The organism is Bradymonas sediminis (assembly GCF_003258315.1).
GTDB classification, from domain to species: Bacteria; Myxococcota_A; Bradymonadia; order Bradymonadales; family Bradymonadaceae; genus Bradymonas; species Bradymonas sediminis.
The window spans coordinates 4,720,543-4,734,945 of sequence record NZ_CP030032.1; the positions used below are offsets into that span (position 1 = coordinate 4,720,543).

The window sequence follows — 14,403 nt, forward strand, 5'->3', positions numbered from 1 at the left end:
CGCATTTAAGGAAAAAAACTCTTGAGGCACTTATTTGAGTCGATTTGGGGTGTCCTCTAACTCAGATCACCGGTGTCGAGTCCTTATAAATACGGGCCACCGGGCACGCATCGCGTTCCCCACGATACTCAAAATCGGCTTATGTTGCTCAGTTCCCAAACATAAGTCAATTCCAGCAAATCGTTCGACCTCTGAGGACCCACAATAAGCTTGGTTTTAATGGTTTTTCGGTGTTTTTTTAGTCGCTTTGCTAAGAAGGAACGCCCTAAAATGGAGAGACGTCCTGGAGGCGTTTCTCGAAGTGCCGGGCGAGCGCGGTTTGCTGGGTTTGGCGGTAGTAGTCGACGATTTTTTCCAGGGCAAAGGGGTGTCGGGGGGCGAGCGCCAGCATCTCGTGGAGGCGGGGGAGAAGGTCGGCGTCCACGCCCGCGCTGCGCTCAAGCGCGTCCTCGACCTCGGCGCGCAAGATGCGCAAGCGCCCGCCGATGGGCATGCCCCGGTTGAGGTCGCCGCGCGAGAACGCCGGCGCCAGGGCGCTGCTTTGGGGCTTCTGCGGCGACGTGTCCGTCAGGGTGCCGGCGCCGCGGCTGCCACGCCGCGTCTTCGATTTTTTGCGCAGCGCGTAGGAGCGCGCGAGGCTCTGATTCATCGCCGAGACGATCGAGGCGGTGGACTCCGGCGGTTGAGCCGGGGTGGGCGCCGCGGCTGGCGGCTGCTCGGCGGAAGTCGGCGGATTGAGCGCTTCGTCGAATTCGGAGAAGAGCACCACCATGGAGAGAATATCGAGGCGGTTATGCTCGAAAATGCCGAGCAGTGGGCGCGGGTTTTTGGCCTTCAGATAGCGACTCCACAGCCTCGGAATCTCGGCGCCCGGCACATCATCAACGCGCCCGAAGTCGAGAAGATCTTCCTCAAGTTTCGATAATTTATGGCTCTTTCGGTGCGCATAGAGTTTGCGCGAGATGCGCAGCAGGTCGATATGCGGGGCGGTGTCGAAGGGATGCGCGATGCCGTGGAGCTCGCAGCGGCGTTTGAGCATCGGAACATCGAAGGACGCGCCGTTAAAGGTGCAAAGCCCGTCGGTCTTTCGCAGCAAATCGACGCTCGCCGCGAGCACGGCGGGCTCGTCGTCGGCGTCGCGCATCAGGAAGTGGTAGACCGAGAATATGCCGTCTTCCCACAGGCCGATGCCCACGCAAAATGGATAGCTCTTTTTGGACAGGCCGTTGGTCTCCAGATCGACGAAGGCCAGCCGATGCGGCGCGATTTCGGGCAGCCTGCGGGTCTGCTCGCCGGCAAAGAGGGCGGGGAATTTATCGCAGAACCCGTTAATTTCAATGTCGCGCCCCTGCTCAAGTCGCCACCTCCCGTGAGCGATGTTGCCCGAATGCGCCTGATGCAGGTAATAAGCGGGCCCACGTGCGCTCTTCTGGACTTTGGCGCCGACCTGCGCCCATGCGTCATATGCTTCGACCGTTGGCGTTTCGACCACCGGCGTCTCGGGCGTCTTTTGCGGCCCCGGCACATCGTCGGCCAAAAATACGCGTGATTCACCGTCATCGGCTGCGCGCTCGGTCTGGCGCAGGCGTTGGCGCGAGGCGTGTAAACGGGTTAGGCGTTTTTTGAATCCTGATGGCATGATAAGACACGTTCGAGTGCAGTGTGGTTCGAGCATCATTCAGACGATTCGCGACCTCGCATTATTTCCTCAACGTCATAATCAAAACTCTCAAGCATTGCAGCTATAGCGCAGGATAAAACGATGGCGAAGTACCCGCCGATGAACGATTTGTTGCGAAATCAACGCCGCAGATCGCGCCGACGCAGATCTCGCAGACATGGCAGGGGGCCCGGAAAGCTTATCTTTGTGCTGATGATGCTGGCAATCGGCGCGGGCTTGTGGTGGTGGTTCGCCGAGCGCGACCCGGAGGGCGACAAACGCCTGGAGCAGGAGGTTCTGCTGGCGCGCGCGAGCGCGGTGGTCGGCGAGAGCGTGCTGGCGGCGCGCGCCCCGCTTGAGGTCGAAGAGGCCGACCCCGAGCTCGGGACCAGCAAACGCGAAGAGCAGCTCAACGCGGTCTGGGTCGAGGGCGAAGAGGTCGAGATGCGCGGCGTGCTCAAGTCTGGCGAGTCGATCTCGGGGGTCTTAAACGCCCGAAATATCTCTACGCAGTCAATTCACTCGGTGGTCAGCGCGACCGCTAAGGAGTTCAACTTCCGCCGAAGCCGCCCGGGCGACGAGTGGTTCGTGCGGGTGGGCGCCGACGGAAAGATCAATCTTTTGCGTTATCAGAGCTCCCCGGAAGACATCTGGGAGACCACCCGAAGCGGCGATGACACCTACCAATGCGTCAAGTTAGAGGTCGCGGTGCAGGTTCGCGAAGAGGTGATCGGCGGCGTCGTTAAGAGCAGCCTGTGGCAGGCGGTCGCCGACCAGGGCGAGGACGGCTCGCTGATCTATAATTTCGCCGATATCTTCGCCTATACCATCGACTTTAACGCCAATACCCAGCCCGGCGACCGCTTCGCGTTGGTGTTCGAGAAGGTCTATATCGAGGACCAATTCTTGCGCTACGGGCGGGTCTTGGCCGGCGCGTATACCAGCGAGGGCCGCGTCTATCAGGGGTTCTACCACCAGGGCGCCGAGGACGAGGGCGATTATTACGACGAAAAAGGCGAGAATATGAAGCGCCAATTTCTCAAAAGCCCGCTGGCGAGCGTGCGCGTCACGAGCAGCTACGGCCGGCGATTCCACCCGGTGCTCAAAAAGGGAAAGATGCATAATGGGGTCGACTATGGCGCGCCCATCGGCACCAAGATCCGGGCCGTCGCCGACGGAAAGGTCGTCTACGCCGGGTATAAAGGCGCCAACGGCAACCTCATCGTGCTCAGCCACGCCAATGGCTATCGGACCATCTACGCCCATCTATCGAAGATCAACAAACAGGTGCGGCCCGGAAAACGCGTGAGCAAAAAGCAGATCATCGGGCGCGTCGGCAACACGGGGCGCTCCACCGGCCCGCATCTGCATTTTGGGATGAAGCATAACGGGCGCTATATTGACCCGAGCAAGGTCGACGCCGAGCGCGGCGAGCCGCTTAAGGGTTCCGAGCGGGCGCGATTCCTCGACGATATCGTCGAGCCGCTCTCCAAGCGGTTGAATAAGGCGCTGGAGAAGACCGGTTATAAATTAGAGGCCGCGCCGATCAACGACCAGCCGAGCATCTCGGCGCGCTAACCCAGCATCCCACTCGCCGCGATCGCTATGACTCGATGGAAACACAGACTCACCGGCCCGCTGGCGCGCAACGCGGCGATCGCGCTCTATGTGATCTGCGTGGCCGGGCTGATCATGGCCTATATGTCGGTGTCGCTGCGCAAGGTGGATTACGCGGCGTATGCGCGGGCCCAACCGGCGGCGGCGCCCGGCGCGCCGGTGGCGATGCGCGGCGTGGTGCTCGACGCGCGGCTGGGTGTGCCGCTGCGCCGCGGCGAAGTTCAATTCGACCTGGTCGATGCCGCGGCAAAAGCCACTGCCGAAGACGCCCCCCAGGGCGTCGCCTGGGCGCGCACCTCGATTCAACCCAACGGCTTCTTCCACCTGAGCGCCCCGCTGCCCGCGGGCGCTGAGCCCGGCGACTATCGCCTGCGCATGCAGACGAAGATCGATCCTCGGGCCACCGACGCCGCCCCCGAATTCACAACCGATGCTCCTTTTAATGTCCTGCCACCCCCGACCAACTTCGATTATTGGCCCGCGCCGACCGAGCGCCGCGAGGCCGATAAAAACGAGGCATCCGGCGGCGTAAAATCCTCCGACGGCCCGATTCAAATCGCGCTTTGGCCGGCGGATGGCGAGGTCGCGCGCGGGCTAAAGAGTACGGTATTTGTCCGCACGACGCGGCGCGAAGACGGCGCGCCGGTGTCGGCAAAACTCCATATTTCTCAGATAGATGGCATTAGCGAGGCTGCGGTCCCGGCGACGATTCAGACCGACTCCCTGGGGCTGGCCATCGTGCCGGTTTCGGCCGGCACGGACCTCGTCTGGGAGCTCAGCACCGAGGCGCCCGGGCGCCTGGGCGCCGAGGATTTGGCAGCGCCCCGCGCACCTTCGCCGGTCGAAAGCACGGGCGAAGACGGCGCGGGCGCGTCTTCGCAGGTCAGCCGGGCGCGGCTCGTGCTGAGCACCGTCCCCAGCCAGGTCTCACTGCGCATGAGCGAGCCGCTGGCGGTCCCCGGCCGCAGCGCCGACGGCGCGCTGCACAGCCTCTTTCGCGACGGCGGCGTGATGGTCGACCTGTATCAGGCCGACCGCTGGGTGGACGCCAAGGTCTTTGGCCTGGGCGAAAAGGGGGGCGGGATTCGGGTCGATATTCCGAAGTCGCGCGCCACCGCCAAGGCCGGCGCTGCGGGCGAAAAGGCGCCGCTGCAGCTCTATCGCGTGCAGGTCTATCGCAGCGTCTACGGCGTCGAAAACGCCTGGGATATCGACTACCTCGTCGGCGCCTCGGGCGCCCAACTCGACGATTATCAGCAGGCCGCCCGCGCCCTGGCCGAATATATCACAGCCCACGTCGACGACCCGTATTTCGACCAGATTCTGGCCGGCGATGCCTTCGAGTCGAGCACCAGCAAGCGCGAGCTGAGCGGCTGGATTCGCGCGATGACCGAGGTCCTGCCGCGCCACCTCGACGTGCCGGCGCCCCTGATAAATAGCCGCGAAGCCTCCATCGCCAAGCTCGACGCCGAGACCGCCGAGATCCAAAATAAGCTGCGCCTGCTGACCATCATCGCCCTGCTGATCGGCATGGCCGTGGTGGGGTATCTGGTGCTGCTCGGCATCGGCGCCTACCGCGAGCAGGGGCGTCTTTTGCAGGATGTAGACCTCGAGATGGACGAGGACCCGGCCGATGACGAAGGCGGCGCGATGGCCCTTTCGCGCAATATTCAGCGCGAGAACCTGATCTTCGGCGCCCTCATTTTTATCGTCGTCGGCACCCTGTCTTTGTTCGTCCTTGGACTTCTGATGGTATTAAGCTATTTCTGAGCGCGTCCGCCGATCTGGCTAAAATGACCGATTATCTGCGCCCAAAATCCCCGCTGAAACGCTGCTTGGGGGCGCCGATAGATGGTCTCAATTGATCTTCTAAAATCCCACACATTTTTATGTCTGAGAATAAAACGCTCTATATTGTCGACGGTTCCTCCTATATATTCCGCGCGTTTTACGCGATCCGGAGCTTGTCGACCGCCGCAGGTTTTCCCACCAACGCGATTTACGGCTTCACTCAGATGCTGATGCGCCTTTTGCGCGATGAGAACCCCGAATATATCGCGATGACCTTCGACGTGTCGGACGTCGATGTGCCGAATTTTCGCAAAGTTTTATACGATGATTATAAGGCGAATCGCTCGGCGATGCCCGACGAGCTGCGCGAGCAAATGCCATATTTTAGCAAGGTGGTTGAGGCGCTGCATATCCCGATTAAAACCCAGGTTGGCGTGGAGGCCGACGATGTCATCGCGACCCTGACCCGCCAGGCGCGCGCCGAGGGCTTTGAGGTCTGCATCGTCAGCGCCGACAAGGACCTGATGCAACTTCTGGCCGACGAAGTCCGCATGCTCGACACCATGCGCGACAAGACCTACACCCCCGAAGAGGTCCAGGAGCGCTTCAACGTCACGCCCGATAAGGTCAAATATGTGCTCGCTTTGGCTGGCGATAGCTCCGACAATATCCCGGGCGTGCCGGGCATCGGCGAGGTCACCGGCGGGCGGTTGATCGAGGAGTTCGGCGACCTGGAGAACCTGCTGGCCAATATCGACAAGGTCAGCGGAAAGAAGCGCAAGGAGAACCTGGAGAACTTCGCCGACCAGGCGCGCCTGTCGCTGGAGTTGGTGACCTTGCGCGATGATTGCGACGTGGAGTTTCAGCCCGAAGACCTGGTGCTGAGCAAGCCGAATTTCGCCGAGCTGGACGCCCTCTTTACCGAGCTTGAGTTCGGCTCGCCGCTTCGGGACGTGCGCAAATGGATGGAGGCAAAGGGCTGGCTCGAGCCGGAGCCGGAGAAACCCAAAAAGGCCAAAAAAGCCAAGAAAAAGCCGTCAGACCAGCTCGATTTTTTCAGCAGCGCCGCCGGCGCCAACAGCGCCGCCGCGGAGCAAAATGACCACACCAATAGCGGCAAAAACTACCGCGCCATCCGAAGCGTCGAGGCCTTCGAAGAAGTCCTCGCCAAGCTCGCCGAAGTCGACCGCTTCGCCTTCGATTTGGAGACCACGAGCCTCAACCCGCTGGACGCGCAGATCTGCGGCATGAGCTTCGCCTGGCAGCCCAACGACGCGGTCTATATCCCGTGCGCCCATTCTTATGAGGGCGTCGGCGAGCAGCTGGACCTGGATTATATCCTGGAGAAATTGCGGCCGTTTCTTGAGAGCGAGGACGCCAAAAAGGTCGTCGGCCAGCACCTTAAATACGAATGGTTGGTGCTTCAAAAATACGACATCGACCTGCGCGCCATCCTCTATGACACCATGCTTATGAGTTATCTGCTCGACCCGAGCAGCAATAAACATGGCATGGACGCGATGGCCATGCAGTGGCTCAATTATCAGACCATCAGCTACGAGGACGTCGCCGGAAAGGGCAAAAGCCAGGTCACCTTCGACAAGGTGCACCTGGACGCCGCGGTCCCCTACGGCGCCGAAGACGCCGACATCACGCTGATGCTGTGCAACCTGCTCGAGCCGATGTTGATCGAGGCGGGGCTCAAAGAAATCCACGACACGCTTGAGGTGCCGCTCACCCGTGTGCTGGCGATCATGGAGGCCGAGGGCATCCAGATCGACCCGGAGATGCTCGGTGTTCTGAGCGTCGAGTTCGACCAGGAGCTCGGCGAGCTGCAGGACCAGATCGACGAGCTCTCGGGCGGGCCGACCAACCCGAATAGCCCCAAGCAATTGCGCGAAGTGCTCTTTGAGCGCCTCGGCCTGCCGGTCAAAAAACGCACCAAGACCGGCCCCTCGACCGCGGCGAGTGTCCTCGAAGAGCTGAGCGAATTGCATGAATTGCCGGCGCTTATCCTGGAGTACCGCTCCTTCTCCAAGCTCAAAGGCACCTATGTCGACGCGCTGCCGCTGCTGATTCGCGAGGACACCGGGCGCATCCACACCAGCTTCAATCAGGCGGTGGCGGCGACCGGACGGCTGTCTTCGTCGAACCCGAACTTGCAGAATATCCCGATGCGCACCGCCCGCGGCCGCCAGATCCGCAAGGCGTTTGTGCCGGCGCCGGGCTATCAGTTATTGGTGGCGGACTATTCGCAGATCGAGCTTCGTATCGTGGCGCATATGTCCCAGGACCCGCTGCTTTTGGACGCGTATAAACGCGGCGCGGATATCCACCGCCTCACCGCCTCGCAGATCTTCGACGTTGATTTTGAAGAGGTCACCTCGGCCCAGCGCGGTGCCGGAAAGACGATTAATTTCGGGGTGTTATACGGCATGGGTGCGCGCCGGCTCGCCGCAAGCCTGCGCATCTCGCAGGGCGAGGCGACGCAATATATCGACAATTATTTTGAGCGCTACGCCGGGGTCAGCGCGTTCTTCGACAAGCTGGTCGCCGACGCCACCCACAGCGGCTACGCCGAGACGATGTTTGGGCGAAAACGCCAGATCGCCGATATGGGGACGCTGGGTCGGCGCGAGCAGGCATTCGCCGAGCGCGTCGCCATCAATACACCGATTCAGGGCAGCGCCGCCGATATCATTAAATTCGCGATGGTGAATTTACAGGCCAAGATCGAGGCCGAGGAGTTGCCGATGCGCATGCTCCTTCAGGTGCACGATGAGCTCGTATTCGAGGTCGAGGATGCCTTCGTCGACGCGGCCAAGACGATCGTGCGGGAGGCGATGGAAGGCGTGTGCGAGCTGGACGTGCCGCTGCTGGTCGACCTCGGGTGCGGCGACAATTGGCTCGACGCCAAATAAGGTCGACTCAGCAGGGCGCGCGGGGTCAATCGAAGGGGAGCAGCCCCACCTCGGCGCCCCGGGCGAGCGCGTCGAAGCCCGGCAGGTCGGGCAGGTTGATCTCGGCGCCGCCCTCGGCGAGTCGATAATCGCAGTAGACGGCCTGAAAGCGCGGCTTCATCTCCGCGTCAGGCTGCTCTTTGTCGAGGGTGTCCAGCGCGACGAGCGCCTGGCCATCTGGCGCCGCGTCCTGGGCGATCGGCCCAAGGTAGGCCAGCCGGCGGGTGTTGATGATCGGCGCGCAGTCGTCGGTCTTGACCGCGAAGGTCGGCCCACCGTCGAAGGGGTCGATGGAATTATCCCACTCAAACCCAATCTTCTCGAGCATCCGGCGCGCCGGCACGGTCTTCTCGCCGACCACGCCGATGATCTTGCGCACATGCTCGGGCAAGAGCGCGGTATAGATCGGCTTGCTGGGGAAGAGGTTGCGGATGAACTCGACATTGTCGCGGCTGAGAAGATCCGCCTCGCGGTAGTTGAGGCCGGTGAAATTTCGCCCCAGACAATCCCACAGATCACTGGTCCCATCGTCGTTGAGCGGCGGCAATAACTCGGCGACCACCTCGTCGCGAAAAAGGTCGCGGTGCAGGCCGATAAATAGAAAGCGCACGAAGCTTAAGATGCGCCCCAATTTAAGCGGATGCGCGCGGTATTCGGGGGCAAGGATCAGCCCGCCGATCTCGGTGGGACCGTCATAATCAAAGCGCAACTGCAGCACACGGTGGATGATCAATTTGTCGAGGGTCGACGAGTATTTTTGCTCATTATGCACGTCATAATACACCGCCGGGCGCTCGTGGGTGCCGTGCTGAGCGATGATCAAGCAACTCCCAATCAGTCGCTTCTCGGCGACATCTTCGAGCACAAATAGATAGTCGCGAAAGCGCGGCTTTCGGTAGGTCCCGTCGAAGCTCTCGCGGCTGATCTGCACGAGTCTTTTGAGCCGCGCGGAATCATCCGGCAGGTTCAATGTGTTTAAGGTACGTGCGAGGCCTCGCAATTGGTCGAGGTCGGTAGGCAATGCTTCGCGTAAAAGGAACATAGGGCTAATTTCTCGATGATGATGACTCCAATTCGCCGCGATAGAGTCGCGAATTGGACGCGACATTTTCGATCCGCCGGCAGGCTACACCAAGTTGGGTTGCGCAGAAACACGCGACTTCGGCGGACGTCCGCTGCGGGCTAGGTCTGCGGGCCGGTGTGCTTGTATTTGTCACAGCCGCCTTAGTTGTCTATCTTTGAGGAAGCCGAACGGTTTTATCCACGCTGAACTAACCCGTCTTGACGAGAAAAATTATGAGCCGCTCCATCAATAAGTTAATTTCGGGACTCGGGCGCCGCGCGGCGCAACAATTGGGCCGCACTGCGGGCGCCTCCGTGGACACCTTTCAGCGTAACCCGGCCGCCGGGACCCTGAACCACGCCTATTGGGCCGCCAAGCAAACCCAGCAGGGCCGCTTTATGATGGGCGCGATGCGCACCATCGCCTCGGGGCCGGTGCTCGAATTGAGCAAAATGTGCGGGCGCGCGGGCGTCGCCGGCGCGGTCATCGACGGCGCGCTGGGCGGGCAACAGGCCTATAAATTTATGCGCAGCGGGCAGATCGACGGGGCGCAGGCCGCCAAGCACGTCGCCGCCGAATCCGGCTGCGGGTTCGTAACCTCCGCGTCAGGCACCGCCGGCACCATCGCCGTCTATATGATCACCGGCTCGATGGGACCCACCGCGATGGTCATCGGCATGGGCGCCTCGATGGGCTCGCGTATGGCCTATCGTAAGCTCGTCGGCGAGACCCTGCCGCAGCCCGAGAAAGCCGCCCAGGCTGTCCCTGATACCGCGGCGAAGACGGACTCCGCCGAAGAAGATGTCATCGAAGATATCGGGCCGAAGTCGGGCGAATAAATCCAGCGTTGATTTTCCAAAAAGCCCGGGCGTCATTCGCCCGGGCTTTTTGGTGTCTGGCGACGCAAAAATCAAGACGCCGAAAAGGTCGCAATCTCCCCGGAACAAAGGGCGATATTCGCTTGATTTCTTTACTTAAGACCCTCTGGCCCATATACTCGCGCCGTGGCTTTTGCATTAAATTAAAACAATGAGCGACTGCGATGTACAAAAAGAAAATGTTTTTTATTCAGGCCCTCGTCGCGACGCTGTTTTTATGGGGCGTTTCGGCGAATATCGCGTTCGCACAGGACAATGACGAAGCGCTCAATGTGGCGGTTTTGAACCTCGAAGGCACCGGCGTTGACCCCCAATTATTGGACACGTTGACCTCGGTGCTGCGAAACGAAGCCCAGCAATTTTCCTCCTACGATATCGTCAACCAATCCCCGATTAACCTCTCCGAAGTCGCCATCGTGCTGGGGTGCTCCAGCGATAGCCTGCCCTGCCTGGGGCGCGCTGCGGACCAGCTCGACGCGCGGGTCCTGATCTTTGGGCGAGTAGCGAAGGTCGAAGATACCCACCGGGTCACGGTCGTTATTTTCGACGCCCAGAGCCAAAAGATCGTCCGCCAGCTAGTGCGCACCCTGGCCAGCGAAACCAAGACGAGTCAGGGGCGCTCCGCTGACCCGGTGAGCGCGTTCCGAAAGGAAGTTCAGAGCCTGTTCCCGCGTGACGCGAACCCGGTCGCCGAAAACCAGGCCACGCTCCTGCAGATTGAGTCGAACGTCGATAATACCGAGATTAAGTTGAACGGCACGATGGTGGGCGTCGCGCCGATCAAACGCTCTTCGCTGCCGCCGGGAATCTACCGAATCGAGGCGTCGCGCCAAGGATATACGACCTGGAAGACCAACGTTGAGCTGATCGCCGGCGCGGACGTGCGCGTGTGGGCGCCGATGAAGCGGGCGCCTGGGGCGAGTGATAAGGTCGCGGCGAAGGCACCCGTCAGCGGGCGTAAGACGGTGACCCCGCCGCCGATGCCGGCGTCCTCGGGGCCGAATTGGGGCGCCTGGAGCGCGATCGGCGTGGGCGGCATCGCCCTGGCCGGCAGCGGCGTGATGGCGCTGATGATCTTCGACACCGAAGATGAATTAAAGGCGCTCGACGCGAATCGAGATCCCGCCCCGGCCAAACGTGAGGCCTATCTTAACGACCGGCAGGGCCTGCTCGACAAAGGCGAGAGCTATGAGTTGGGCCATCGCGTGCTGCTCGGCGTCGGCCTGGTCAGCGTGGCAGCCGGCGTCGTCTGGTTGGTCCTCGACGACGGCGGCGAAGCGCAGCAACGCGCCCAAAAGATCGACGACTCGAATTGGGATGTCGGCCTGTCAACGCGCGGCGTCCAGGCGCAGTGGAGCTGGTAAATATTCGCGATGATCGGCGCCCCCGACGGGCGCCGATTTTCTTGCTCCCTCTCCTCAATTCTCATCCATCCCTTCTTTCTGTTCCCCCATTATTCTCAATTATGAAGTATTTCTCCACGAAGCCTGGCCATCGGCGATGGATGCAATTTCTGCTGATGGCGGGGCTCCTGAGCACCTTCCTCTGGGCCCCCGCGGCGCAGGCGCAGCAGCGCGGGCTGACCGCCGCCGACCGCCTCGGAATCCTCTACGCCCCGCAGCTTAACTTCACACCCGAAGGCGACCCGATCATCCGAGTCGCGGTCATCGAGGGCGCCAAAAAAGTCGCGTTTACGCCCACCGAGACCATCCGCGTGCTCCCGCAGGGAGAGTCCGGCCCGGAGATCGTTTTGCCCGGAAATAAGACCTATACGGTCGAGATTTCGCAGGCGCGGCCGGGCGAATATAAGCATTGGGTGGTCGTCGAGAGTCTTCCTGTCGCGCGGCGCGCGCAGCTTGAGGCGGTGAAAGACCAGTGGATGAAACGTGGCTATCTGCCCGACACCTTCGAGGTCGGCGGGCTCTTCGGGATTCGCGGTAAGGTCTTTGATTCGCGCCAGATTCTGGTGGCCATCGGCGGGTCGAAAGATCTGAAGCAGGCCAAGAAACTTCAGCGCGACCTCGAGACCAAATACGGCCTGGAGGGCCGGATTCATAGCGAGATTACCCGGTTCCCCTCGGGCATGATCTCGCTGACCGGGCAGGGCTTGTCGATGGAGATTCACTCCCCGGACACCCTCTGGGTCGCCCCCAAAAAGGGGCGCGACGAGGATATTCGCTATACGATTCCGGGCGTAAAGAAGAGTTATAACGCCGGCACTGAGACCCGCACCTACCTCGGTAAGCTGGTCTTCGCGCCCGACAAAGATGGCAGCCTGGTCGCCATGACCAGCCTGGGCGCCGAGCGTTTGCTGCGCGGCGTCGTCCCCTCCGAGACCTACGCCAGCGCCCCCAAAGAGGCGCTGATGGCCCAGGCGGTCGCCGCGCGAAACGAGATCTTCGCCGCCCTCGGCGTGCGTAACCTCGCCGACCCCTATATGCAGCGCGCCGATATCTACGACCAGGTTTATGGCGGCGTGGGCGCGGAGGACCCGCGCGCCACGCGCGCCGTCAAGGCCACCCGCGGCCAGGTGATGTTCTACAAGCAGCAGATCGTCGAGGCCGTCTATAGCTCGAACGCCGGCGGCTTCACCGAGAATAATAATAATGTCTGGGACGCCAAGGCGCGGCCCTATCTTCGCGGCAAGGCCGACGTGCCGGCCGAGGATGTGCCTGCCGAGTTCCGAAACGGCATCACCACCCAAAACCTCGAGGCCTTCCTAGCCAGTGATATGCCCGCCTATTCGAAGACCTCGCCGATGGGCAGCACGAAATATTATCGCTGGCAAGACTCGGCGAGCATCGCCGAGGTCGAGGCCTGGCTTGGGAAGCAGGGCTATAAATTAGGCAAGATTCGCGGCGCAAAGGTCTTGAGCCGCGGGGTGAGCGGGCGGGTGATTCGTCTCGAGCTCACCGGTCAAAAGGGCAAGGCGGTCATTGAGCGCGAGCTCAACGTGCGCCGGCTCTTCGGGGGGCTAAAGAGCGGGCTCTTCGTGATGGATTATCAGACCGACTCGGCCGGAAATATCACGAAATTTACGTTCCGCGGCGCCGGCTTTGGCCACGGCGTTGGCATGTGCCAGACCGGCGCGATGGGCATGGCCGCCCAGGGCAAGAGCTTCCAAGATATCCTTGGCCACTATTATTCGGGCATCGATATCCGAAAGCTCTACTAAGCCCGGCGGTCTTTAGAACGAGCCGGCGGCGGCCATCTTCGCCCCGGCCTGCGTCATCTCGGCCACGGCCTTTTCGATATCGCCCGGGCTCACGATGACGCCGCGGCATGCGTCGATAATCACCGTGGTGTCGAAGCCGTCCGCGCAGGCGTCGAGCGCGCTGAATTTCACGCAATAGTCCGTCGCGATCCCCACCAAAAACACCTGCTCGACGCCCTGCTCGCGCAGGTACTCGGTCATGCCCGTCGCGCTGTGGTGGCCGTTATCATAGAAGCCGCTATAGCTGTCGTAGCGCGCGTCGCTGCCCTTGCGAAAGACCCGCTCGATGCGCGCGGTGTCCAGGCCTTCGGCGAACTCTGCGCCCGGCGTATCCTGCACGCAATGGTCTGGCCACAAGACCTGGGTCAACCCCTCCACCTCGATGACCTCGCCGGGCTCTCTCCCCGCGTGATTGGAGGCGAAGCTCGCGTGGTCGCTCGGATGCCAATCCTGGGTCGCCACGACCAGGTCGAATCGCCCCATTAATTTGTTGATGGGCTCGATGACATCGAATCCGCCCGCCACACCGAGCGCGCCACCGGGCAAAAAGTCATTTTGGATATCGATGACGATCAACGCACTTTTTGACATGATTTACTCCGCTTCTCGAGAAAAATTCCAATCGGGCGAGGCGCATCGCGTGCGCGAACGCGTCGCCTGTGGGCCTTGAGTTAGCCCGTTTCATGACTGCGCGCAACGCCATCAGCGCTGGCCAAATCAAGGGAATGTGGGGATTGCAAATCGGCGATGCACACCTGGTCGAGCGAGCGCAAAAAAGCCTGGCGCGCCAGCTCTAATTGCGCGCGCAATCTGCAATGACCGCTGAGTTGGCAGCAATTTTGGGAGGGGTTAAAGCACTCCACCAGCTCGAAAGGCTCCATTTTTCGCACGACATCGCCCACGCGCAACGCCTCGGGGTCGGCGCGCAATTGGGTGCGACTTCCGCGCCCACGGCTGGTGTGCAGCCAATCATGCCCGCTCAACTCGGCGATGATCTTGGCCGTATAGGTCGGTGAAATCTGATGCGCCTCGGCGGCCTCGGCCGCGGTCGCGCCGGCTTCGCCCCGGTCGGCAAAATAGACCAGCAAGCGAATCGAAATATCTGTTTTTCGGGTCAAATTCATCGCGATTCGCCTATTTACACTGGCCAGTAGATGCGGGATTCTGTAAATGTGGACTCTGAGAGTCCTATTTGTTTCTATGATCTTTATAGAGCAGCT

General features: G+C 61.3%; 10 protein-coding genes. 6 read left to right on the forward strand and 4 right to left on the reverse strand.

All coding sequences use genetic code 11. The features are described from left to right. Positions 1–265: 265 nt before the first annotated feature. The gene (locus DN745_RS17800; protein WP_162687769.1) at positions 266–1,639 is read right to left on the reverse strand and encodes a ribonuclease H-like domain-containing protein; all 1,374 of its coding nucleotides are present in this window, start codon (positions 1,637–1,639) and stop codon (positions 266–268) included. Positions 1,640–1,873: 234 nt separating this feature from the next. On the opposite strand from DN745_RS17800, the gene DN745_RS17805 reads away from it, so the two are divergent. From DN745_RS17805 to polA, 3 genes are all read left to right on the forward strand, one after another. Then, positions 1,874–3,238, forward strand: coding sequence for a M23 family metallopeptidase (locus tag DN745_RS17805; protein ID WP_162687770.1), 1,365 nt, complete (start codon positions 1,874–1,876; stop codon positions 3,236–3,238). A 27-nt stretch (positions 3,239–3,265) separates the two neighbouring features. Further along, the gene (locus DN745_RS17810) at positions 3,266–5,047 is read left to right on the forward strand and encodes a hypothetical protein (RefSeq protein ID WP_111337029.1); all 1,782 of its coding nucleotides are present in this window, start codon (positions 3,266–3,268) and stop codon (positions 5,045–5,047) included. Between the two features lie 119 nt (positions 5,048–5,166). Continuing rightward, positions 5,167–7,989: a DNA polymerase I gene (polA, locus tag DN745_RS17815; RefSeq protein ID WP_111337031.1), complete on the forward strand. Its 2,823-nt coding sequence runs from the start codon at positions 5,167–5,169 to the stop codon at positions 7,987–7,989. 25 nt (positions 7,990–8,014) lie between these two features. Here polA and DN745_RS17820 read toward each other — a convergent pair whose 3' ends face one another. Further along, positions 8,015–9,070, reverse strand: coding sequence for an arginine N-succinyltransferase (locus DN745_RS17820; RefSeq protein WP_162687771.1), 1,056 nt, complete (start codon positions 9,068–9,070; stop codon positions 8,015–8,017). Between the two features lie 254 nt (positions 9,071–9,324). Between DN745_RS17820 and DN745_RS17825 the strand changes: the two genes are divergently transcribed. From DN745_RS17825 to DN745_RS17835, 3 genes are all read left to right on the forward strand, one after another. After that, positions 9,325–9,930, forward strand: coding sequence for a hypothetical protein (locus DN745_RS17825; protein ID WP_111337036.1), 606 nt, complete (start codon positions 9,325–9,327; stop codon positions 9,928–9,930). Positions 9,931–10,133: 203 nt separating this feature from the next. Beyond that, positions 10,134–11,333, forward strand: a complete 1,200-nt coding sequence (locus tag DN745_RS17830) for a PEGA domain-containing protein (protein WP_111337039.1) — start codon at positions 10,134–10,136, stop codon at positions 11,331–11,333. A 101-nt stretch (positions 11,334–11,434) separates the two neighbouring features. Then, positions 11,435–13,144, forward strand: a complete 1,710-nt coding sequence (locus DN745_RS17835) for a SpoIID/LytB domain-containing protein (RefSeq protein WP_111337041.1) — start codon at positions 11,435–11,437, stop codon at positions 13,142–13,144. Between the two features lie 12 nt (positions 13,145–13,156). Here DN745_RS17835 and pncA read toward each other — a convergent pair whose 3' ends face one another. Next, positions 13,157–13,774: a bifunctional nicotinamidase/pyrazinamidase gene (gene pncA / locus DN745_RS17840; RefSeq protein WP_111337044.1), complete on the reverse strand. Its 618-nt coding sequence runs from the start codon at positions 13,772–13,774 to the stop codon at positions 13,157–13,159. Positions 13,775–13,854: 80 nt separating this feature from the next. Further along, the gene (locus tag DN745_RS17845; protein WP_162687772.1) at positions 13,855–14,307 is read right to left on the reverse strand and encodes an RrF2 family transcriptional regulator; all 453 of its coding nucleotides are present in this window, start codon (positions 14,305–14,307) and stop codon (positions 13,855–13,857) included. Between the last annotated feature and the right edge of the window lie 96 nt (positions 14,308–14,403).

Excerpts from the sequence above, each read along its gene's own strand:
- DN745_RS17805 (WP_162687770.1), top strand. The coding sequence starts at position 1,874 with ATGATGCTGGCAATCGGCGCGGGCTTGTGGTGGTGGTTCGCCGAGCGC.
- DN745_RS17810 (WP_111337029.1), top strand. The coding sequence starts at position 3,266 with ATGACTCGATGGAAACACAGACTCACCGGCCCGCTGGCGCGCAACGCG.
- DN745_RS17830 (WP_111337039.1), top strand. The coding sequence starts at position 10,134 with ATGTACAAAAAGAAAATGTTTTTTATTCAGGCCCTCGTCGCGACGCTG.
- pncA (WP_111337044.1), bottom strand. The coding sequence starts at position 13,774 with ATGTCAAAAAGTGCGTTGATCGTCATCGATATCCAAAATGACTTTTTG.
- DN745_RS17820 (WP_162687771.1), bottom strand. The coding sequence starts at position 9,070 with ATGTTCCTTTTACGCGAAGCATTGCCTACCGACCTCGACCAATTGCGA.
- DN745_RS17835 (WP_111337041.1), top strand. The coding sequence starts at position 11,435 with ATGAAGTATTTCTCCACGAAGCCTGGCCATCGGCGATGGATGCAATTT.
- polA (WP_111337031.1), top strand. The coding sequence starts at position 5,167 with ATGTCTGAGAATAAAACGCTCTATATTGTCGACGGTTCCTCCTATATA.
- DN745_RS17800 (WP_162687769.1), bottom strand. The coding sequence starts at position 1,639 with ATGCCATCAGGATTCAAAAAACGCCTAACCCGTTTACACGCCTCGCGC.
- DN745_RS17845 (WP_162687772.1), bottom strand. The coding sequence starts at position 14,307 with ATGAATTTGACCCGAAAAACAGATATTTCGATTCGCTTGCTGGTCTAT.
- DN745_RS17825 (WP_111337036.1), top strand. The coding sequence starts at position 9,325 with ATGAGCCGCTCCATCAATAAGTTAATTTCGGGACTCGGGCGCCGCGCG.